The 21207-nt window shown below is 59.7% G+C and carries 24 protein-coding genes; all 24 read left to right on the top strand.

Annotated elements, in window-relative coordinates:
- The first annotated feature begins 10 nt into the window (after positions 1-10).
- Positions 11-529 carry a flagellar basal body-associated protein FliL gene (gene fliL / locus AB5Y81_RS07155; protein ID WP_005298773.1) on the top strand — a complete coding sequence of 173 codons (519 nt, stop codon included), beginning with the start codon at positions 11-13 and terminating at the stop codon, positions 527-529.
- Positions 530-538: 9 nt separating this feature from the next.
- Entirely contained in the window at positions 539-1609 is a 1071-nt protein-coding gene (fliM, locus tag AB5Y81_RS07150) for a flagellar motor switch protein FliM (protein WP_005298775.1), read from the top strand.
- A 51-nt stretch (positions 1610-1660) separates the two neighbouring features.
- Positions 1661-2053 (top strand): flagellar motor switch protein FliN, encoded by a 393-nt coding sequence (fliN, locus tag AB5Y81_RS07145; RefSeq protein ID WP_005298791.1) that lies wholly within the window; start codon positions 1661-1663, stop codon positions 2051-2053.
- Positions 2050-2433 carry a flagellar biosynthetic protein FliO gene (gene fliO, locus AB5Y81_RS07140; protein WP_017785777.1) on the top strand — a complete coding sequence of 128 codons (384 nt, stop codon included), beginning with the start codon at positions 2050-2052 and terminating at the stop codon, positions 2431-2433. Before fliN ends, fliO begins: the two co-directional genes overlap by 4 nt.
- Positions 2420-3199, top strand: coding sequence for a flagellar type III secretion system pore protein FliP (fliP, locus tag AB5Y81_RS07135; protein WP_010634623.1), 780 nt, complete (start codon positions 2420-2422; stop codon positions 3197-3199). The genes fliO and fliP overlap by 14 nt, the downstream gene beginning before the upstream one ends.
- A 27-nt stretch (positions 3200-3226) precedes the next feature.
- Positions 3227-3496: a flagellar biosynthesis protein FliQ gene (fliQ, locus tag AB5Y81_RS07130; RefSeq protein ID WP_005298799.1), complete on the top strand. Its 270-nt coding sequence runs from the start codon at positions 3227-3229 to the stop codon at positions 3494-3496.
- Positions 3497-3545: 49 nt separating this feature from the next.
- On the top strand, positions 3546-4337 hold the full coding sequence (gene fliR / locus AB5Y81_RS07125) for a flagellar biosynthetic protein FliR (RefSeq protein WP_010634622.1): 792 nt from the start codon (positions 3546-3548) through the stop codon (positions 4335-4337).
- A 134-nt stretch (positions 4338-4471) separates the two neighbouring features.
- Positions 4472-5602 (top strand): flagellar biosynthesis protein FlhB, encoded by a 1131-nt coding sequence (gene flhB / locus AB5Y81_RS07120; protein WP_017766597.1) that lies wholly within the window; start codon positions 4472-4474, stop codon positions 5600-5602.
- Positions 5603-5709: 107 nt separating this feature from the next.
- Positions 5710-7812, top strand: coding sequence for a flagellar biosynthesis protein FlhA (gene flhA, locus AB5Y81_RS07115; RefSeq protein ID WP_005298806.1), 2103 nt, complete (start codon positions 5710-5712; stop codon positions 7810-7812).
- A 16-nt stretch (positions 7813-7828) separates the two neighbouring features.
- On the top strand, positions 7829-9241 hold the full coding sequence (gene flhF, locus AB5Y81_RS07110; RefSeq protein ID WP_005298808.1) for a flagellar biosynthesis protein FlhF: 1413 nt from the start codon (positions 7829-7831) through the stop codon (positions 9239-9241).
- A 1-nt stretch (position 9242) separates the two neighbouring features.
- A complete protein-coding gene (locus AB5Y81_RS07105; RefSeq protein WP_010634619.1) occupies positions 9243-10118 on the top strand; it encodes a MinD/ParA family protein in 876 nt (291 codons plus the stop codon).
- Positions 10111-10830, top strand: a complete 720-nt coding sequence (locus AB5Y81_RS07100) for an RNA polymerase sigma factor FliA (protein WP_005298811.1) — start codon at positions 10111-10113, stop codon at positions 10828-10830. The genes AB5Y81_RS07105 and AB5Y81_RS07100 overlap by 8 nt, the downstream gene beginning before the upstream one ends.
- Before the next feature lie 111 nt (positions 10831-10941).
- On the top strand, positions 10942-11325 hold the full coding sequence (cheY, locus tag AB5Y81_RS07095; protein ID WP_010634617.1) for a chemotaxis response regulator CheY: 384 nt from the start codon (positions 10942-10944) through the stop codon (positions 11323-11325).
- 12 nt (positions 11326-11337) lie between these two features.
- Positions 11338-12078: a protein phosphatase CheZ gene (locus AB5Y81_RS07090; protein ID WP_005298816.1), complete on the top strand. Its 741-nt coding sequence runs from the start codon at positions 11338-11340 to the stop codon at positions 12076-12078.
- Between the two features lie 11 nt (positions 12079-12089).
- Entirely contained in the window at positions 12090-14282 is a 2193-nt protein-coding gene (locus AB5Y81_RS07085) for a chemotaxis protein CheA (protein WP_042008387.1), read from the top strand.
- A 32-nt stretch (positions 14283-14314) separates the two neighbouring features.
- Positions 14315-15424 (top strand): chemotaxis response regulator protein-glutamate methylesterase, encoded by a 1110-nt coding sequence (locus AB5Y81_RS07080; RefSeq protein ID WP_010634615.1) that lies wholly within the window; start codon positions 14315-14317, stop codon positions 15422-15424.
- Positions 15425-15426: 2 nt separating this feature from the next.
- Positions 15427-16164 carry a flagellar motor protein gene (locus tag AB5Y81_RS07075; protein WP_010634614.1) on the top strand — a complete coding sequence of 246 codons (738 nt, stop codon included), beginning with the start codon at positions 15427-15429 and terminating at the stop codon, positions 16162-16164.
- Between the two features lie 2 nt (positions 16165-16166).
- The gene (locus tag AB5Y81_RS07070) at positions 16167-17090 is read left to right on the top strand and encodes a flagellar motor protein MotB (RefSeq protein ID WP_010634613.1); all 924 of its coding nucleotides are present in this window, start codon (positions 16167-16169) and stop codon (positions 17088-17090) included.
- Positions 17091-17094: 4 nt separating this feature from the next.
- Positions 17095-17889: a ParA family protein gene (locus AB5Y81_RS07065; RefSeq protein ID WP_005298826.1), complete on the top strand. Its 795-nt coding sequence runs from the start codon at positions 17095-17097 to the stop codon at positions 17887-17889.
- On the top strand, positions 17886-18755 hold the full coding sequence (locus AB5Y81_RS07060) for a chemotaxis protein CheW (RefSeq protein WP_010634611.1): 870 nt from the start codon (positions 17886-17888) through the stop codon (positions 18753-18755). Before AB5Y81_RS07065 ends, AB5Y81_RS07060 begins: the two co-directional genes overlap by 4 nt.
- Before the next feature lie 69 nt (positions 18756-18824).
- Positions 18825-19313: a chemotaxis protein CheW gene (locus AB5Y81_RS07055; RefSeq protein WP_005298836.1), complete on the top strand. Its 489-nt coding sequence runs from the start codon at positions 18825-18827 to the stop codon at positions 19311-19313.
- 18 nt (positions 19314-19331) lie between these two features.
- Positions 19332-19718, top strand: coding sequence for a DUF2802 domain-containing protein (locus tag AB5Y81_RS07050; protein WP_010634610.1), 387 nt, complete (start codon positions 19332-19334; stop codon positions 19716-19718).
- 163 nt (positions 19719-19881) lie between these two features.
- A complete protein-coding gene (ccmA, locus tag AB5Y81_RS07045; RefSeq protein WP_123245803.1) occupies positions 19882-20517 on the top strand; it encodes a cytochrome c biogenesis heme-transporting ATPase CcmA in 636 nt (211 codons plus the stop codon).
- Between the two features lie 5 nt (positions 20518-20522).
- Positions 20523-21191, top strand: coding sequence for a heme exporter protein CcmB (gene ccmB, locus AB5Y81_RS07040; RefSeq protein WP_010634609.1), 669 nt, complete (start codon positions 20523-20525; stop codon positions 21189-21191).
- Positions 21192-21207 lie beyond the last annotated feature (16 nt).

Here is a 21207-nt window from a genome sequence, read left to right as displayed (position 1 = left end):
TGGACAAGGGATGGCAGACGATAACGAACTGACGCTGAAAGATCCGGCGGCAGGCAAGAAAAAGAAGCTGATCATGATTATCGCCCTGGCCGTGATTGTGCTGGGCGGCGGTGGCGCCGGTGCTTGGTTCATGCTGGCCGGCGGTGACAAGCCGGCGGCGGAAGCCGCGGGGGAGGGCAAGGATGCCAAACCCAAGGAGGCGGCGCCTCAGCCCTCGCTCTACGTGGGCATGCCGCGCCCCTTCGTGTTCAACGTCTCCGGCGGTCAGCGCGACCGGCTGGTGCAGATCAAGATCCAGCTGATGGTTCGCGGTACCGCCGACGAAACGCTGGCCAAGCAGAATATCCCCCTCATCGAAGGCACCCTGCTGCGGGTCTTCAGTGCGGCCACCAGCGAGCAGCTGATGACCTTCGAGGGCAAGGAGAAGCTGCGCAAGGATTCACTGGAAGAGTGCCGTCGGGTGCTCAATGACCTGGTCTCTTCCCCCGTTATCGAACAAGTGCTGTTTACCGGCTTTGTCATGCAATAAGGGTGAAGCGTGAGCGATCTGTTAAGTCAGGACGAAATTGATGCCCTCTTGCACGGGGTCGATGATGTCGAAGAGGAGGAGATAGGCGCGGCGGGGGATCCCGGTGTCGCCCAGTTTGATTTCTCTTCCCAGGACCGCATCGTCCGTGGTCGCATGCCGACCCTGGAGCTGGTGAACGAGCGTTTCGCCCGCCACATGCGGATCAGCTTGTTCAACATGATGCGCCGCACCGCCGAGGTCTCCATCAACGGCGTGCAGATGCTGAAATTCGGCGAATACGTCCACACCCTGTTCGTGCCGACCAGTCTCAACATGGTACGTTTCCGCCCCCTCAAGGGGACTGCGCTCATCACCATGGAGGCGCGGCTGGTCTTCATCCTGGTGGAGAACTTCTTCGGTGGTGACGGCCGCTACCACGCCAAGATCGAGGGGCGCGAGTTCACCCCCACCGAGCGACGCATCATCCAGATGCTGCTCAAGCTGGTGTTCGAGGACTACAAGGATGCCTGGGCGCCGGTGATGGACGTGGGCTTCGAGTACCTCGACTCCGAGGTGAACCCGGCCATGGCCAACATCGTCAGCCCCACCGAGGTGATCGTGGTGAGTTCGTTCCACATCGAGCTGGACGGCGGCGGTGGCGACTTCCACGTGGCCATGCCCTACTCCATGCTGGAGCCCATCCGCGAGCTGCTGGATGCCGGCGTGCAGAGCGACAAGGGCGACACCGACGTGCGCTGGAGCAAGGCGCTGCGCGACGAGATCATGGACGTCAAGGTGGAGCTGCGGGCCAAGTTGCTGGAGACCGAGCTCACCCTGCGCGAGCTGATGGAGCTGCAGCCTGGCGACATCATCCCGGTGGAGATGCCGGAGAACCTGCTGGTGTTCGTGGAGGACTTGCCCACCTTCCACGCCAAGATGGGCCGCACCAAGGACAATGTGGCGCTCAAGATCACCGACAAACTCAAACGCCCGGAAGGGGTCAAGACAGAGATGCATCTGGTGACCCGGGGCGGCGTACGCATCGATGGCGAGGCCGAGCTGGAAGAGCTCGAGCGCAGCATCGGAGACCAACAGCAATAAACGACGGCCTGCCTGGGCAGACCGTCACGAAAACAGCATAAGGAATTCAAGATGAGCGGAACTGAGGAAGAGGATCTGATGGCGGACGCCTGGGCTGCCGCGCTGGAAGAGCAGGTGACTGCCGAAGCCAAGCCAGCTCCTCTCGAGGAGCTCAAGGACGATGCCCCCATCAGTGCCGAGGAGCGGCGCAAGCTGGATACCATTCTGGATATCCCGGTCACCATCGCCATGGAGGTGGGCCGCAGCCAGATCAGCATCCGCAACCTGCTGCAGCTCAACCAGGGCTCGGTGGTGGAGCTGGATCGGGTGGCGGGCGAGCCGCTCGACGTACTGGTCAACGGCACCCTGATCGCCCACGGCGAGGTGGTGGTGGTGAACGACAAGTTCGGTATCCGATTGACCGACGTCATCAGCCAGATTGAACGGATCAAGAAACTCAAATGATCCGCGTCTTCCCGTTGCTGCTGTTGTCCCTCCCCGCACTGGCCGAACCCGGTGCGGGCGCCAATCCACCCAGCCTCACCTCCTGGCTGCTCTCCAGTCTGATGGTGATTGGCCTCATCCTGGTGCTCGGCTTCCTGCTCAAGAAAAGCAAGATTGCCACCGCCATGGGCGGCGGCCAGATGCGCGTCATCGCCAGCCTGCCGGTGGGCTACAAGGAGAAGCTGCTGGTGGTCAAGGTGGGCGAGCAGCAGCTGCTGCTCGGGGTGACGCCGCAGCAGGTCAACTTTCTCTATCGCCTGGAAGAGCCGCTGGACGAGAGCCAGCCCCAGGCATTTTCCCAGCAGCTTGGCAAATTGATGGGCAAGCATGAAAAAAGCTAACGGCTCACGGCCGCACGGTGGGCTGCTGGTCGGCCTGTTATCTCTCCTGATCCTCTGCTCGCCGCTGGCGCTGGCCCAGGATGGCATGTCGGCGGTCACCATCAAGACCATGGCGGACGGCAGCCAGGAATACAGCCTGACCCTGCAGGTGCTGGCGCTGATGACGGCGCTCTCCTTCCTGCCGGCCATGGTCATCATGATGACCTCCTTCACCCGCATCATCATAGTGCTCGGCATCCTGCGCCAGGCCATCGGCTTGCAGCAGAGCCCCTCCAACCAGGTGTTGATCGGCATCGCCCTCTTCATGTCGTTCTTCATCATGTCGCCGGTGCTGGATCGCATCAACAACGAGGCGCTGCAACCCTATCTGGCCGAAACCATCCAGGCCAAGGAGGCGCTGGAGCGGGCCGAGCTGCCCATCCACCAGTTCATGCTGGCCCAGACCCGGATCAAGGATCTCAACACCTTCATGGAGATAGCGAACGTGCAGGTGGACAAGCCCGCAGACGTGCCGCTGCGGGTGCTGATCCCGGCGTTCGTCACCAGCGAGCTCAAGACAGCCTTCCAGATAGGCTTCATGCTGTTTCTGCCCTTCCTGGTGATAGACCTGGTGGTGGCCAGTATCCTGATGGCGATGGGGATGATGATGCTGTCGCCCATGCTGGTCTCCCTGCCGTTCAAGCTGATGCTGTTTGTCATGGTGGATGGCTGGAACCTCATTCTGGGATCCCTGGCCAACAGCTTCGGGCTGGGTGCCGGTGGCTAAGAGCGAACGACGCAAGGAGCGAATGGCATGAGTCCTGAAACCTTTATCGACGTGTTTCGCGAGGCGCTCTGGCTGGTCACCATCATGGTGTGTGCCGTGATCCTGCCGAGCCTCTGCGTCGGTCTGCTGGTGGCCATCTTCCAGGCCGCCACCTCCATCAACGAACAGACCCTGAGCTTTCTGCCCCGTCTCATCGTCACCCTGTTTGCACTGGGGGCGGGGGCGCACTGGGGCCTGCAGAGTCTGATGGACTTCTTCATGCTGATGGTGAGTCAGATTCCCGAGGTGGTGGGATGAGTAGCCAGGCCGTGCGCCTGCCGCTGCCGCAGGCCGGCAAGGTGCCCGCATGACCTATACAACCGCTCTCATCATGGAGTGGTTGTCTTCCATCGTCTGGCCGTTGGCGCGAGTGAGCGGGCTGCTGATGGTGATGGCAGTGTTCGGCAGCCGGCTGACCCCGGCCCGCATTCGCATCAGCCTGGCACTGGCGCTCACCCTGATGATTGCCCCTTTGCTCCCCCCTATGCCCAAGATCGAGCTCTTCTCCGTCGGCAGTTTTCTGGTGCTGGGCCAGCAGTTGCTCATCGGGGTCGCGCTCGGCCTCATGACCCAGTTTCTGATGGAGAGCTTCGTGATGGCCGGCCAGATCATCGCCATGCAGACCAGTCTGGGTTTCGCCACCCTGGTGGACCCCATGAACGGCCAGTCGGCCCCTGTGGTGGGCCAGTTCTACCTGATGCTGGCGACCCTGGTGTTTCTGGCGGTGGATGGTCACCTCATCATGCTGCGCATGGTGGTGCTGAGCTTTGATACCCTGCCGGTGTCGGACAGCGGCCTCAGCCTGCCCTCCATTCGCGATCTGATCGGTTTTCTCGGGGTCATGTATCAGGCCTCGCTGGTGATGGCGCTCTCCGCCATCGTCGCCCTGCTGCTCATCAACTTTGCCTTTGGCGTCATGACCCGCGCCGCCCCTCAGCTCAACATCTTCAGCATCGGCTTTGCGGTCAGCATGATGTCGGGCCTGCTGATCCTCTGGCTCACCATAGGTGGCTTCCTCGGCCATTTCGACAGCATGTGGGAGCGGGTGCAGGAGACCAGCTGCACCCTCATCGGCACCCAGTGTCTGGGGGGCCAGTAAGATGTCGGCGGCAGGCTGGGGGGCCCATTGCACGGGATGGATTGCCTGGACCTGCCCTGTTGGCATGGTGCGACTGAACAACGGCGCTCAGGCGGGTTTGATACCTGATTGCCTCAACCTGTGCGGAGGTCAGCATGGCTGATACCGATCAGGAACGTACCGAACAACCCACGGGCAAACGACTGCAACAAGCCCGGGAAAAAGGGCAGATTGCACGATCCAAGGAGCTGGGCACCGCCAGCGTCCTGCTGGCGGCCGTATTCGGCCTGCTGATGGTCAAGGAGAGCCTGGCCGGCGCCATGGTCAAAGTGCTTACCATGGGCTTTACCCTGGACAGGGAGCAGGCGTTCGATCCCAACGCCATGATGACCATGCTGCCGGCCCTGCTGCGCGAACTGCTGCAGCCTCTTGGTCTGCTGTTCATGCTGGTGGCCATCGCGGCCTTCGTCGGCAACGTGCTGATGGGGGGGATGAACTTCTCCTCCGAGGCCATGCTGCCCAAGTGGAGCAAGCTGAGCCCCCTCAACGGCATCAAGCGGATGTTCGGGGTGCAGTCCCTGGTCGAGCTGATCAAGTCCATCGCCAAGGTGGTGTTCATCACCCTGTTCGCCTGGTGGATGCTCTCCAGCCAGTTCAACCACCTGCTCAACCTCTCCCTCGAGGGCTACCCGGGCGGCATCATAGACGCGCTGGATCTGCTGCTGTGGATGCTGATCATCCTCTGCTGCGCCCTCATTCCCATCGTCGCCATCGACGTGCCGTTCCAGCAGTGGAACCACATGCGCCAGCTCAAGATGACCAAGCAGGAGGTCAAGGACGAGTTCAAGGACAGCGAGGGCAAACCCGAGGTGAAAGGGCGGATCCGTCGCCTGCAGATGGAGATGGCGATGCGCCGCATGATGGGGGACGTGCCCAAGGCGGACGTGGTGATCACCAACCCGACCCACTACTCGGTGGCGCTCAAGTACGATTCCGCCAAGCCTGGTAGCGCGCCCAAGGTGGTAGCCAAGGGTACCGATGAAATCGCAATGAAGATCAGGGAGATAGCCCGAGAGTACGAGATCCCTGTGATGCCCTCTCCGGCGCTGACCCGCGCCATCTATCACGCTACCGAGATAGGCCACGAGATCCCGGAGGGGCTGTTTGCCGCCGTGGCCCAGGTGCTGGCCTATGTCTATCAGCTCAGGAAGTTCCGCCGTGGCCGTGGTCGTCGCCCCAACCCGCTGGCCAAGGATCTGCCCATCCCGCCCGAATTTCGCAAATGACAAACTTCTGACACAGTCAAAATAAAAGCATTGTATTTCAATGCGTTGCATTATTGGCTTGATGTTTGCTTTAATCTGGCATCAGCGGTTTGAGATTGAGAAAAACGATGAAACTCCAGGCATCATTGGGCCGTATCAAAGAGTACAAGTGGCTGTTGACCAAGGGCGTGGGGACGCCGCTGCTGGTGCTGGCCTCCCTTGGCATGGTGGTGCTGCCCATCCCGCCGTTGATGCTGGATATCCTCTTCTCCTTCAACATCGCCCTCTCCATCGTGGTGCTGCTGGTGGCGGTCTACACCCGCCGGCCGCTAGAATTCGCCGCCTTTCCGACCGTGTTGCTGATAGCAACCCTGCTGCGTCTCGCCCTCAACGTCGCCTCCACCCGAGTGGTGCTGTTGGAAGGCCACAACGGCAGTGCGGCGGCCGGCCACGTGATCGAGGCCTTCGGCAACGTGGTGATCGGCGGCAACTACACGGTCGGCATCATCGTCTTCATGATCCTGATGATCATCAACTTCGTGGTGGTCACCAAGGGGGCGGGCCGGATCTCCGAGGTGAGCGCACGCTTCACCCTGGATGCCATGCCCGGCAAACAGATGGCCATCGACGCGGATCTGAACGCCGGCCTCATCAATCAGGAAGAGGCCAAGAAGCGTCGTCAGGACGTGACCCAGGAAGCCGACTTCTACGGCTCCATGGACGGTGCCTCGAAATTCGTGAAAGGGGATGCGGTGGCGGGGATCATGATCCTCTTCATCAACATCCTGGGCGGCTTCATCATCGGCATGGTGCAACACCAGCTGAGCTTCGGCGAAGCGGCCCAGATCTACACCCTGCTGGCGATAGGTGACGGTCTGGTCGCCCAGATCCCGTCGCTGCTGCTCTCCATCGCCGCCGCCATCATCGTCACCCGTCAGAATACCGATCAGGACATGGGTACCGCGGTGTTGGGTCAACTGTTCGACAACCCCAGAGCCCTCATCATCTCGGCCGGTATCCTGCTGATGATGGGCAGCGTGCCCGGCATGCCCCATCTGGCGTTTCTGAGCCTGGGTGGCGTCGCCGCCGCCGGTGCCTGGTGGCTGCTGCGCCGCGAGAAACAACTGGCCGCCAAGGCCGCCAAGGGCGAGCTGATGCCGGCGAACGCAGAGCAGCCTCACGAGCAGAAAGACTTGAGCTGGGACGACGTGATGCCGGTGGACATCATCGGACTGGAGGTGGGTTATCAGCTCATCCCGCTGGTGGATCGCAATCAGGGCGGCGAGCTGCTCAACCGGATCAAGGGGGTGCGCAAGAAGCTCTCCCAGGAGCTGGGTTTTCTGGTGCCTGCGGTGCATATCCGTGACAACCTGGATCTCGCCCCGAACCAGTATCGCATCACCTTGATGGGGGTCAGTACCGGCGAGGCCAATGTTTATCATGATAAGGAAATGGCCATCAATCCGGGTCAGGTGTTCGGCCAGATCCAGGGGATTGCCACCCGGGACCCGGCCTTCGGGCTGGAGGCGGTCTGGGTTGCCAAGGAGCAGGTCTCCCAGGCGCAGACCCTGGGTTATACCGTGGTGGATACCGCGACCGTGGTGGCCACTCACCTCAGCCAAATCCTCTCCAACCATGCCGCCCTGCTGCTGGGTCACGATGAAGTGCAGCAACTGCTCGACATGATAGGGAAGCATCAGAACAAGCTGGTGGAAGGGCTGGTTCCTGAGGTCATCTCCATGGGTAACCTAGTGAAGGTATTGCAGAATTTGCTCAATGAAGGCGTGCCAATCCGCGATATGCGCACTATCCTGCAGACCCTGGTGGAATATGCCCCGCGCAGCCAGGATCCGGAAGTGTTGACGGCCGCCTGCCGTATCGCCCTGCGGCGCCTGATCGTGCAGGAGATTGCCGGACCGGATCCCGAACTGCCGGTGATCACCTTGGCACCGGAATTGGAACGCATATTGCATCAATCCCTGCAGGCAGGGGGTGGTGATGGCGCCGGCATCGAGCCGGGACTGGCGGAGCGGATGCAGCGCTCGCTGGTGGAAGCCACACAACGACAAGAACTGGAAGGCCAGCCGGCCGTGCTTCTGACATCAGGGATACTGCGCAATACCCTGGCGAAATTTGTCAAGAATGCCATTCCTGGATTGCGCGTTCTGTCTTATCAGGAAGTGCCTGATGACAAGCAAATCCGCATCGTCAGTGCGGTAGGACAGAACTAGTTAGCGGAGATGACGGGTGAAGATTAAGCGGTTTTTTGCCAAGGACATGCGAACGGCTCTGGCCGAGGTCAAGGAGACTCTCGGGCCCGACGCCGTCATCATGTCCAACAAGAAGGTCACCGGTGGGGTGGAGATAGTCGCCGCTGTCGATTATCAGTCCCAGGTGCCGGGACCCAAGGACGCGCCGGTTCGCCGTCAGTTGAACGATGAGAGCGTCAATATCTCGTCTGCCGGCCGGCAGATGACGCGCTCCGCGCCGAGCCCGGCCAAAGAGCAGAATGAACACTATGCCGATACCCTGGCCGCCCTGCTGGCCCGCCAGCAGAAACTGAACCCGGCCGGCCAGGGGCTCAACGGCGCTGCGCCTGCCGCCGCCAGTGGTGCTCCCCGTACTCTGGCCGAACAGGGACAGTGGGGCAATGCTCCCGAACCGGCCAAGCCGAAGGCGAGGGCTGCCGCGCCCGGTCGTGCTCCCCAATCCCCTCAGCGGGATCAGGAGATGGAAGGGATGCGCAAGGAGATGGCCAGCATCCGCAAGCTGCTGGAGCACCAGATCTCCGGCCTGATGTGGCAGGAGGTGGAGCGCCGCGAGCCGATGCGCGCCCTGCTCATCAAGGAGCTCAAGAAGATGGGCTTCGACGATGCCTTCGCCGATCAGCTGGCCGGCATGATCCCCGAGGATATGCCGATCCATCAGGCCATGGCCCAGCTGGCCGAGGTGCTGACGGCCCAGCTCAAGATCAGCGAAGACGAGATTCTGCGCCAGGGCGGGGCGGTTGCTCTGCTCGGGCCGACTGGGGTGGGCAAGACCACCACCATCGCCAAACTGGCGGCGCGGTTTGCCATGAAGTACGGTGCCGAGCAGGTGGCCCTCATCACCACCGACAACTACCGGATCGGGGCCCATGAACAGCTGCAGACCTATGGTCGCATCATGGGCTGCCCGGTGCGCCAGGTGCGGGATGCCGAGGAGCTGGCCAATGCCCTCTATCAGTTCCGCCACCGCCGTCTGGTGCTGATCGACACGGCGGGGGTCGGGCAGCGGGATATCCGGTTGACCGAGCAGCTCGATACCCTGGTCAAGAATGCCAAGGTGCGCATCCGCAGCTACCTGGTGATGTCGGCCACTTCCCAGCGTCGGGTGATGCAGGAGGCGGTGGACCATTTCCGGCGTATTCCATTGAGCGGCTGCATACTTACCAAATTGGATGAGAGTCTGAATCTGGGCGAAGTGATTAACGTGTGTATCCAGAATGCGTTGCCCATCAGCTATATCACTGATGGACAAAGGGTTCCGGAAGATATTCAGGTCGCCAATGCGGCGCAGCTCGTCGGAGCTGCCATGGGCTCGCTGGAGCGGGAAACAGAAGAACCCTATTTCTGGGGCACAGGCTTTGGCGAGGCCGAAGATTCGGAGTTTTATGAGTAACATGTATATGGATCAGGCGAGTGGTCTGCGCAAAATGCGTCAAAACAATCGAGTAAAAGTGATCGCCGTGTCTGGTGGCAAGGGGGGCGTAGGCAAGACCAACGTAACCCTGAACGTGGCGGGAGCCATGGCCGCACAAGGCAAACGGGTGATGGTGCTGGACGCCGACCTTGGCCTCGCCAACGTGGACGTCATGCTGGGGCTGCGGGTGCATCGCAACCTCTCCCATGTATTGGCGGGCGAGTGCACCATCGACGACATCATAGTCGAAGGCCCTTACGGCATGATGATAGTGCCGGCGACCTCGGGCACCCAGTCCATGGTCGAGCTCTCGCCGGTGCAACACGCCGAGCTTATCCGCGCCTTCAGCGAGATGAAGACCCAGGTCGACATCCTGCTGGTGGATACCGCGGCGGGCATCTCCGACATGGTGTTGAGTTTCACCCGCGCTGCCCAGGACATCATGGTGGTGGTCTGCGATGAACCGACCTCCATCACGGATGCCTACGCGCTCATCAAGATCCTCTCCAAGGAGCACGGAGTGTTTCGCTTCAAGGTGGTGGCCAACATGGTGCGTTCCTTGCGCGAAGGGCAGGAGCTTTACGCCAAGCTGACCCGGGTGACCGACCGCTTCCTGGATACCTCGCTGGAGCTGGTCGCCTGCGTGCCTTATGACACCAATCTGCGGGCTGCCGTGCGCAAGCAGAAGCTGATTGTCGAAGCCTTCCCCAAGTCTCCGGCCGCACTGGCATTCAGAGCGCTGGCCAACAAGGCGGCAAGCTGGCCCATTCCTAACCAACCCGGCGGTCATCTCGAATTTTTCCTGGAAAATTTGCTGCAAAAGCCGGTCATAGCACAGGAAGGTTCCCGTGAATAAAGCCCAAGCGTACTTGCGTCATCAGGATTCCTACGTGCTGGTCGAGCGCCATGCTCCGCTGGTGAAGCGGATCGCCCAGCATTTGTTGGCTCGCCTGCCAAGCAGTGTCTTGCTGGATGACCTGATCCAGGCAGGTATGATTGGGCTGCTCGAAGCCTCTCGCAACTTTGATGGCAGCAAGGGGGCCAGTTTTGAAACCTACGCCGGGATCCGCATCCGCGGCTCCATGCTGGACGAGATCCGGCGCGGTGACTGGGTGCCGCGCTCGGTTCACCGCAACAGCCGCACCATAGCCGAAGCCATCGAAAATGTTGAACAAACCCACGGTCGTGATGCTCGCGACACCGAAGTGGCCGCCCAGATGGGGGTCAGCCTCGCCGAGTATCACACCATGCTGCAGGATGTGTCCTGCGGCAAGATCATCGGCATCGAGGATCTTGGTGTCAGCGAGGATGTCATCGGTCACCCCGATGACGAGCCGGGCAGCAACGGCTTTGATGAACTGGCGGCCGAACGTTTCCAGGGGGCGCTGGCCGAACACATTGCCCGTCTGCCGGAACGGGAAGCGCTGGTGCTTTCCCTTTACTACGATGAAGAACTGAACTTGCGTGAAATAGGCGAGGTATTGAACGTCAGCGAGTCTCGCGTGAGCCAGATACACAGTCAGGCGATGCATAGATTACGCGCGCGTTTAAGAGATTGGCATGTATAAGTGTTTGTACTGGCTACACTGAAACAAAACTCTAAGGCATAATCCGCAAAACAAAACCTGCGATCTGCATCATGTAAGTGAGCCGCTCTGGCGGCTATTTAGGAGGGAATTTTGGACAAGAACATGAAAATCCTCATTGTTGACGATTTTTCAACGATGCGCCGGATTATCAAGAACTTGCTGCGTGACCTGGGATTCAACAACACCCACGAAGCAGACGATGGCAACACGGCCTTGCCAATGTTGAAAAATGGCGATTTTCAATTTGTCGTGACTGACTGGAACATGCCTGGCATGCAAGGCATCGACTTGCTCAAGGCTATTCGCGTCGATGACAAGCTCAAACACCTGCCGGTACTGATGGTGACTGCCGAAGCCAAGCGCGAGCAGATCATTGAAGCCGCTCAGGCAGGCGTCAATGGTTATATCGTCAAGCCTTTCACTGCTGCAACGCTCAAAGAGAAACTCGACAAAATCTTTGAACGAATCGGCTAAGGAGCAGCAGGGATGAAGGCCAAAACGAGTGCAATGATTTCGCTCGATCAGGCAAGGATGCTTGTTGCCCATCTTGAGCAAGGTGAATTCGAACAGGCCGACACTCTCATCGCCGATGCGTGTGCACCCAATGCGGCGGCCCTGTTTGACAAAGTGGGTCAGTTGACCCGACAACTGCATGATTCCCTACAAGATTTTCGGCTGGATCCCAGGATCCCCGATCTGGCCACCCATGAAATTCCCGATGCGCGGGAGCGCCTCAGCTATGTCATCGACATGACGGACAAGGCTGCCAATCGCACCATGGATGCGGTGGAAGCCAGTCTGCCCATTGCCGATCGGTTAAATGACAACATTCAACTCGTTCTGCCCAACTGGAATGCCCTGATGAGCAGAGACATGAGTGTTGGTCAATTCAAGTCTTTGTGTCACCAACTGGATGATTTTATTAAGGCTTCTGAATCTGATGCCGATAAATTACGGCAACTGCTGACAGAAATCCTGATGGCGCAAGATTTTCAGGATTTGACCGGCCAAATGATCCGCAAGGTCATCAAGTTGGTCCAGGAAGTTGAAACTAAATTAATAGAAATGCTGACTATGTTTGGTGAGGCATCTGCCGAGCATTCTTCTCGCAGCCTTCCTGTAAGCGGGATTGAAGCCGAAGGCCCCATCATGAACCCTGAGACTCGTTCCGATGTGGTCAATGGTCAGGATGATGTGGACGATCTGCTGTCTAGCCTGGGATTTTAATGGAGTGACGCATGGCCTTCGAAGTTGATGAAGACATACTGCAAGACTTTTTGGTCGAAGCATCCGAAATATTGGAACAGTTGTCTGAACAACTGGTCGACTTGGAAAAGCGACCCGATGACAAGAATCTGTTGAATGCCATATTTCGCGGCTTCCATACCGTCAAGGGCGGCGCCGGTTTTCTCTCGCTGACCGAACTGGTGGACGTCTGCCACGGTGCCGAGAACGTGTTCGACATCTTGCGCAACGGCAAGCGGACCGTGACCGCCGAGTTGATGGACGTGATCCTGCAGGCCCTGGATGCCATCAATGTGATGTTCGCCCAGGTGCAGAATCGCGAACCGCCTAGCCCTGCGTCCGCCGAAATCCTTCATGATCTGCACGAGCTCTGCAAACCCGAAGGGGAAGAGCAGCTGTTGACCGCCTCTGCAGGCAGCAGTGCGCCGGTGGAGGCTGCCGCTCCCGTGGCTGAAGAGGTGGCTGTGATTGCCGAGCCGGAGCCTGCGGCCGTTCCGGAACCCGCGCAAGAGGCCTCCGTGGTCAGCGGTGGTGGTTCCATCGATGAGATCTCGGCCGATGAGTTTGAACGCCTGCTTGACGAGTTGCATGGCGTCGGTGGCGCACCTACCGCTGCGGCCAGCCCTGCTGCGCCGAGTTCCGGCGACATCACAGATGACGAATTTGAAGCCTTGCTTGACCAGCTCCATGGTCAGGGTCAGCATGGTGGTGCTCCCGAAGTCAACCCGCTGAAATCGGTACAGAAAGAGGTGGACGAGCTGATCGATGACGATGAGTTCGAACGTCTGCTGGATGAACTGCATGGTCGCGGTCAGAGTCCGCAGAGCAGCATGTCAGCCCCGGCGGCGCCCCAGACTCCAGCGCCGGCAGCACCGGTTACTCCGGCGCCGGCAGCCAAACCGGCTCCTGCACCTGCTGCGGCCAAGCCAGCCGCCGCGCCGTCAGCGGCAAAACCGGCTCCAGCCCCGGCGCCATCCAAGCAGGCTGCGCCAGCGCCCGCCGACAGTGCGGTGCAAAGCGACACTACTGTACGGGTGGATACCAAGACGCTGGACGTCATCATGAACATGGTGGGTGAGCTGGTGCTGGTACGAAACCGTCTGGTGAGCCTCGGCATCGCCAGCAACGATGAAGACATGTCAAAAGCCGTTGCCAACCTTGATGTGGTGACGGCGGATCTGCAAGGCGCGGTGATGAAGACCCGCATGCAGCCTATCAAGAAAGTATTTGGTCGCTTCCCACGGGTGGTGCGGGATCTGGCCCGTACCCTCAAGAAAGAGATCGAGCTGGTAATGGTCGGTGAAGAGACCGATCTCGACAAGAACCTGGTGGAGGCGCTTGCCGACCCGCTGGTTCACCTGGTGCGCAACTCTTGCGACCACGGCGTCGAGATGCCGGATGTTCGCGAGAAGGCGGGCAAGCCACGGCAAGGCACCATTACCCTGAGCGCGTCCCAGCAGGGCGATCATATCCTGCTCTGCATCGAGGATGATGGTGCGGGGATGGATCCCGAGAAGCTCAAGTCCATCGCCATCAGCCGCGGTGTGCTGGATGCCGATACTGCGGCCCGCATGAGCGACAACGATGCCTACAACCTGATCTTTGCTCCCGGCTTCTCGACCAAGTCAGAGATCTCCGATATCTCCGGCCGTGGCGTCGGGATGGATGTGGTGAAGACCAGCATCGTCAGCCTGAATGGCTCGGTGCATATCGATTCGACCTGGGGCAAGGGCACCCGTCTCGAGATCAAGGTGCCGCTGACCCTGGCTATCCTGCCGACCCTGATGGTGGAAGTGGGCGAGCAGACGTTTGCGCTGCCGCTGGGCTGTGTGAACGAGATTTTCCATCTGGATCTGAAGAAGGCCAACATGGTGGATGGACAGCTCACCATCATAGTGCGCGAGAAGGCCATCCCGTTGTTCTATCTGCACAACTGGCTGGTCAGAGGCAAAAACCGAAAATCGCGTCAGGACACGGGCCACGTGGTGATTGTCCAGATTGGTACCCAGCAGATCGGTTTTGTCGTGGACAATCTGATTGGCCAGGAAGAGGTGGTGATCAAGCCGCTGGACAGCCTGCTGCAGGGGACTCCCGGCATGGCCGGGGCGACCATCACCAGCGATGGCGGTATTGCGCTCATTCTGGATGTGCCGAGTCTGCTCAAGGCGTACGCCCGTAGACATTGATACCCCAGGCTCAAGGAGTTAGAAGAATAACAATGGCAATCAAGGTATTAGTTGTCGACGATTCAAGCTTCTTCCGTCGTCGGGTCAGCGAGATCATCACTCAGGATCCCATGCTGACGGTCATCGACACGGCCCAAAATGGGCGGGAAGCGGTAGAAAAGGCACAGCAGTTGCGTCCTGACGTGATCACCATGGACATAGAGATGCCGGTGATGGATGGCATCAGTGCCGTGCGTGAGATCATGGCCAAGTGCCCCACGCCGATCCTGATGTTCTCTTCTTTGACCCATGAAGGGGCCAAAGCCACGCTCGATGCGCTCGATGCAGGGGCGCTCGACTTTCTGCCCAAGAAATTCGAAGACATTGCCCGTGACAAGGATGAAGCCGTCCGTCTGTTGCAGCAGCGGGTCAAGGAGATTTCACGCAAGCGCTTCCTGATGTCTGCGCCGTCACGCCCGAAGGCGCCCGAGCCTGTGGCCAGGACACCTCTGAATGCGCCACGTACGGCAGAGCGTCAGGCTGAGCCGCAGCGTGCTGCTCCGGTGGCCGCATTCAAGCGCAGCGGCAAGAGTTATCAGCTGGTGGCCATTGGTACTTCCACCGGCGGCCCGGTCGCCCTGCAGAATGTGCTGACCAAGCTGCCCGGCGATTTCCCGCATCCGATCCTGCTTATCCAGCACATGCCGGCAACCTTCACCGCGGCCTTTGCCGCACGCCTCAATGGCCTGTGCCAGATAGGCGTCAAGGAAGCGGAAGATGGGGATGTGCTCAAGCCCGGACACGCCTACCTGGCCCCCGGCGGCAAACAGATGCTGCTGGAAGGTCGTGGTGCCGGTGCCCGCATCCGCATCGTCGATGGCAATGACAAGGTCAACTACAAGCCGTGTGTCGACATTACCTTCGCCTCTGCCGCCAAGACCTATGCCGACAAGGTGCTTGCCATCGTGTTGACCGGGATGGGGGCGGACGGTCGAGATGGTGCGCGTCTGCTCAAGGAGCAGGGCTCCACCATCTGGGCGCAGGATGAAGCGTCCTGTGTGGTTTATGGCATGCCGCAGGCGGTTGCCAAAGCCGGGATTGCCACTGAATCGCTGCCGCTGGATCGGGTCGCACAACGTATCCTGGTTGAGCTGGGCCGCTAACGATGGGCATGTTTGGCCTGATCCTGGCACTGGGAGCCATTGCCATTGCCCAATTGTGGCATGGCGGCAACCTGTTGACCCTGCTCGATGGACCCGCGTTTGTCATCGTGGTGGGGGGAACCTGGGGGGCGGTCATTTTGCAGACGCCGCGCAAGTTCCTGCTGGAAGCGATCAGGCAGACCCGCTGGATGGTGCTGCCGCCGGACTGGGATCTGGTCGCTCAGGCCGAGAGATTGCAATCCTGGGCTATCTTTGCACGCCAGCAAGGGTTGCTGGCGCTGGAGAATCAGGCCGAGCAGGAGAGTGACGAATTTACCCGTCATGGCCTCACCATGATAGTGGACGGGGTTTCGGTAGACGACATTCGCATGTTGCTGGAAGCGGATATCGATATCGAGCAGGAGCGCAACGAGCACTCTGCCAGGGTCTTCGAGGCCATGGGGGGATACAGTCCGACCATCGGCATCATAGGTGCCGTCATCGGGCTGATCCAGGCGATGTTTCATCTGGAGGAGCCCGCCGCTCTCGGTGCTGGCATTGCCGTCGCCTTCGTTGCCACCATTTACGGGGTCGGCTTTGCCAACCTGCTCTACTTGCCGATCGCCAATCGCTTGCGTGCTTTTCACTATCATTACGCCCTGTTTCAGGAGATGACGCTGGAAGGCCTGATGGCCATCGCCCATGGCGAGAATGGCCCCCAGGTTGAACGGCGGTTGAAGGCTTATCTGAAGGGAGAGTAGCCATGCGCAAGCGCTATCGTTTGCATCTGCAAGGTCGGGAACACCTCGACCGCTGGCTGGTTTCCTACGCCGACTACATGACGCTGATCTTCGCCCTGTTCGTGGTGCTCTACTCGGTGGCACTGGTCAACAAGGACAAGTATCGTGCCGTCATCGACGGCATGACCCAGGCATTCAATGTGATGCAGCCCCGCAGCGATGGCTTGCTGGAGGGGCAGGGCAAGTCGCTGCTGAACAATGAAGTGTCCGCCGCAACCTCTGTGCTGGAAAGTGCCAAGGCCCGTTCACCCTCGCAGGCTCCTATTTCTGGTGTTCCCATTCTGCAAGATGGTATGACTCTTGCGAAGATAGATTCGCAACTGCAGGAGAACATGGGGTCTCTGGTTGATGCCGGGGTAGTCAAGTTGACACAGGATGACAACTGGCTGACGGTGGAGCTGAGTTCCGGCCTGCTGTTTGGCAGTGGCAGCGCGTTTATGAGCTCCAATGCAGATCCGGTGCTCAATACTCTTTCAAGTATCCTGAAACCGGTCGATAACTATGTGAGAGTGCGGGGTTACACGGATAACCAGCAGATAAATAATGAAATTTTTCGCTCCAACTGGACGTTGTCGGCAGCAAGGGCGGAGGCCGTACTCACTGCCCTGATCGTTAAGGGGATAGCCCCGCAGCGGCTTGCCTACGAGGCGTACGGGGAGTTCTCTCCCTTCTCGGACAACAGTACCGAGCAGGGGCGTTTACAGAATCGCAAGGTGGTGGTCGCTATCTCCAAGTTCGCCTGGGTACCACCTCCGACACCGACTCCTCCCGTTCAGCCAGTGACGGAGGAGCCGGTCCCGGCAGTTCAGCAGGCAGTCGAGGCAGGAGAGGTCAAGGTGATCTCGCTGCCAGGTGGTGGCATACGCATAACAACGAGGCAGGATTGATACAGTGATTGTTTGGACGGTTGCCAACCAAAAAGGTGGGGTCGGTAAAACCACCACGGTGGTCTCGTTGGCCGGTATTCTGGCTCAGCGTGGTCAGCGGGTGCTGTTGATCGACACCGACCCTCATGCTTCCCTGACCTCATATCTCGACTTTGACTCCGATCGGCTGGATGGCACCCTCTATGAGCTGTTCCAGGCGGTCAAGCCCACGGCGGAGCTCGTCAATAAACTGACGCTGCGTACCAAGTTTGAGAACATCCACCTGCTGCCCGCTTCCATTACCCTGGCCACGCTGGATCGGGTGATGGGCAATCGGGAAGGGATGGGGCTGGTGCTCAAGCGGGCACTGCTGCGCATCCAAGATCAATACGACTACGTGCTGATCGACTGCCCGCCCGTGCTGGGGGTCATGATGGTGAATGCGCTGGCGGCCTGTGACCGGATCCTGGTGCCGGTGCAGACCGAGTTCCTGGCGCTCAAGGGGTTGGAGCGGATGATGAAGACTTTCGAGATCATGCAGCGCTCCAAGCGGGAGAAGTTCCGCTATACCGTCATTCCCACCATGTTTGACAAGCGAACCCGCGCCTCGCTGATGACCCTGCAGTCCATCAAGGAGCAGCACGGGAGCGCGGTCTGGAATGCCGTCATACCCATAGATACTAAGTTTCGGGATGCCAGTTTGCTTCACATTCCCCCCTCCATCTATTCGCCGAGCAGCCGCGGTACCTACGCCTATGAGACGCTGCTCAACTATCTTGATGCGCAAGAGCGCCAGCGTGCTCATGAGGTGACATCATGAGAGATACCACCCAAGTCCGGGCCATGGATGATTACTTCCACTCCCTGCTGCTGGAGGATGCCCTGCTGCTTGATGCCGACGAGCCTGACTCCGCGCCCGTTATCCAGCTGCAACGCAAGCCCCAGCCGGTTGCCGAGAAAGTGGCCCAGCCCTATCTGGAGGCGGATCAGCGGCTGGAACAGTTGAGTGAACTGCTGGCCCAGGTGGGTCAGGTACAATATGAAATCGACGCCCTGAGCCATGAAGAGGTGGTTACTGAACCGCTGCAGATCGAGGCCGAAGATGCCCTGCTGCCGGTTGAGCCGGTCTGGCCCGAGGAGATGCCCGAGCCGGTGGCGGCGGATCCCGCGACTCTGGTGGTGACGGAGACCGAGGTGGCGCTGGCGCCACAGGAGGAGGTTGCCCCCTCCACCTGGGAAAACATCGATACCGGCAAGGAGTTTCAGGCCCTGTTCTTTGAAGTGGCCGGCGTCACCTTTGCCGTGCCGTTGACCGAGCTTGGCGGTATTCATCAGTTGGGGGAGGTGTCATCCCTCTTTGGCCAGCCCGGCTGGTACAAGGGGATCATGACGTCCCGCGAGCAGAAGATGAACGTGGTGGACACGGCGCAGTGGGTCATGCCGGGCCAGCATCTGGAAATAGATGACTACAAGTATCTGATCATGTTGGGTGAATCCCCCTGGGGACTGGCCTGCCATCATCTGAAGGGAACCGAGTTATTGCACCGTGATCAGGTCAAATGGCGCCATCAGGAGGGCAAACGTCCCTGGCTGGCAGGCATGGTCAAGGAGAAGATGTGTGCCCTGCTGCACGTGAAGGAATTGCTCCTGTTGCTGGAGCGCGGGGTCAACATAGAAGGTCGCTGATAACTTCTGCACTCGGGCTGTTTTATTGCTAGTTTTACCAGTAGACGTTTTCATAAAAGGAATAAAAACATGACAGAAAAGCGCAATATTGCACAGAATCTGGCCGAAGACGAAGTGCTGCAATGGGTCACCTTCCAGCTGGAAAATGAAACCTACGGCATCAACGTGATGCAGGTGCAGGAGGTGCTGCGCTACACCGAGATCGCCCCTGTGCCGGGTGCCCCCGAATACGTGCTGGGCATCATCAACCTGCGCGGCAACGTGGTGACCGTCATCGACACCCGTTCCCGCTTCGGTCTGCCTTCTGGCGATGTGAGTGAAAACTCGCGCATCGTCATCATCGAGGCGGAAAAGCAGGTGATCGGCATCATGGTCGACAGCGTGGCTGAGGTGGTCTATCTGCGTTCGTCCGAGATCGATGCGGCCCCTGCCGTGGGTACCGAAGAGAGCGCCAAGTTCATTCAGGGGGTCAGCAACCGTGATGGCCAGCTGCTGATCCTGGTCGATCTGAACAAGCTGCTCTCCGATGAAGAGTGGGAAGATATCGGTTCCCTCTGATAGGAAGATGATGTGTTGATGATTGAAATTGCCGCCTTGGGGGTGTCCTTGCTGGCGTTGGCGCTGGCCCTGTACGGGGTGTTAGGCAGCCGACGTGGCCAGCGAGAGTCCGAGGCCAGGGTGGAGCTGTTGCAGGGTCAGCTAGAGAGTCTGCGCAAGCAGATGATGGAGCTGCATACCGGAGCCATCGGCATGGGCCAGCGTCTGCAATCCGTCGAAGGGGCCATGCAGCAGGTCAATGACCGCCAGCAGGAGCTTACCCTGCAGGATCCGGAACGCCGCCTGTACAGCCGGGCCGCCAAAATGGTGGAGCTCGGTGCCGACCTCGATGAGGTCATGAACGAGTGTGAATTGCCAAAGGCCGAGGCTGAATTGTTGATTTCATTGCGAAAAGGCCGCTCATGATTGATTGGGAAGGCATCTGCCTTCCTGATTTTCCCGCCCCGCTTTGCGGCTTCCCAAGGCGGGATCTCCCCCACAAATCCTGCTGATAATTGGCATCTTTGAAAAGACGCTTCCCGATACTGTGTTAATATGCAGGCCGCTTCTTTTCACTGATTACATCCTCATGCTGCTTCAAATTCACAACCTGAGCTGCGTGCGTGAAGATCGCACTCTGTTTGAACATCTCTCCTTTGCGGTGGCTCCCGGTGATCTGGTGCAAATTGAAGGTCCCAACGGCGTCGGCAAGACCAGCCTGCTGCGCCTGCTGACCGGCCTGTCTCAGCCTTTTGCCGGTGAAGTGTGCTGGAATGGCGAGAATATTCGCCATTGCCGCGACGAATATCACGCCAATCTGCTCTATCTCGGTCATCAGCCAGGTGTCAAGGCTGCCCTGACACCGCTTGAAAACCTCGCCTTCTACCAGAAACTGCACCATGCGGCCGATACCAGCGTGGACCTGTGGCGGGTGCTGGCCCAGGTCGGTCTGGCTGGCTTTGAAGACAACTCCACCGGTCAGCTCTCCGCCGGTCAGCAGCGCCGCGTCGCGCTGGCCCGTCTGTGGTTGAGTGACCAGCCGGCACTCTGGATCCTGGACGAGCCGTTCACCGCCATCGACAAGCAGGGGGTGAAGGTGCTGGAGCGGCTGTTCCTGACCCATGCCGAGCGGGGGGGCATGGTGATCCTCACCACTCATCAGGACATGACCCTGATGCAGGGACGGCTGAAGACCCTCTCTCTCACGCCCTTGCTGCAGGAGTAGTTCTGATGTTGCGCGCCGTAATGCACCTGATCCACCGTGAGCTGCTGATGGCCCTGCGCCAGCGCTCCGACATCCTCAACCCGCTCTGGTTCTTTCTCATCGTCATCACCCTGTTTCCTCTGGGGATTGGCCCCGAGCCCAAGCTGCTGGCCCGCATTGCCCCCGGCATCATCTGGGTGGCGGCCCTGCTGGCGGCCATGCTCTCCCTAGAGCGGCTGTTTCGCGACGACTTCGGCGATGGCGCGCTGGAGCAGATGATGTTGATGCCCCATCCGCTGGGCTTGCTGGCGCTGGCCAAAGTGATCGCTCACTGGTTGCTGACCGGCCTGCCGCTGTTGCTCATCTCCCCGCTGCTCGCCATCCTGCTGTCGCTGGACATGGACACCTATCTGGCGGTGGTCGCCACCCTGGCGCTGGGCACACCCGTGCTGAGCCTGCTCGGGGCGATCGGGGTGGCCCTCACCGTGGGTCTGCGCAAAGGGGGAGTGTTGCTCAGTCTGCTGATCCTGCCGCTCTATATTCCGGTACTGATTTTTGCCACCTCCGCCATCGATGCGGCGGGGATGGGGCTGCCTTATTCGGGGCAGCTGGCGATTCTGGGGGCCATGCTGGCCGGTGCGCTCACCCTGACCCCGTTGGCGGTCTCGGCGGCGCTGCGGGTCAGCGTGAATTGATGAAAGCGTCTGAAAA

The sequence above is a fragment of the Aeromonas sp. s2 genome (assembly GCF_040907935.1).
In the GTDB taxonomy this organism is placed as follows: Bacteria; Pseudomonadota; Gammaproteobacteria; order Enterobacterales; family Aeromonadaceae; genus Aeromonas; species Aeromonas dhakensis.
This window is presented reverse-complemented; position numbering and strand designations above follow the sequence as displayed.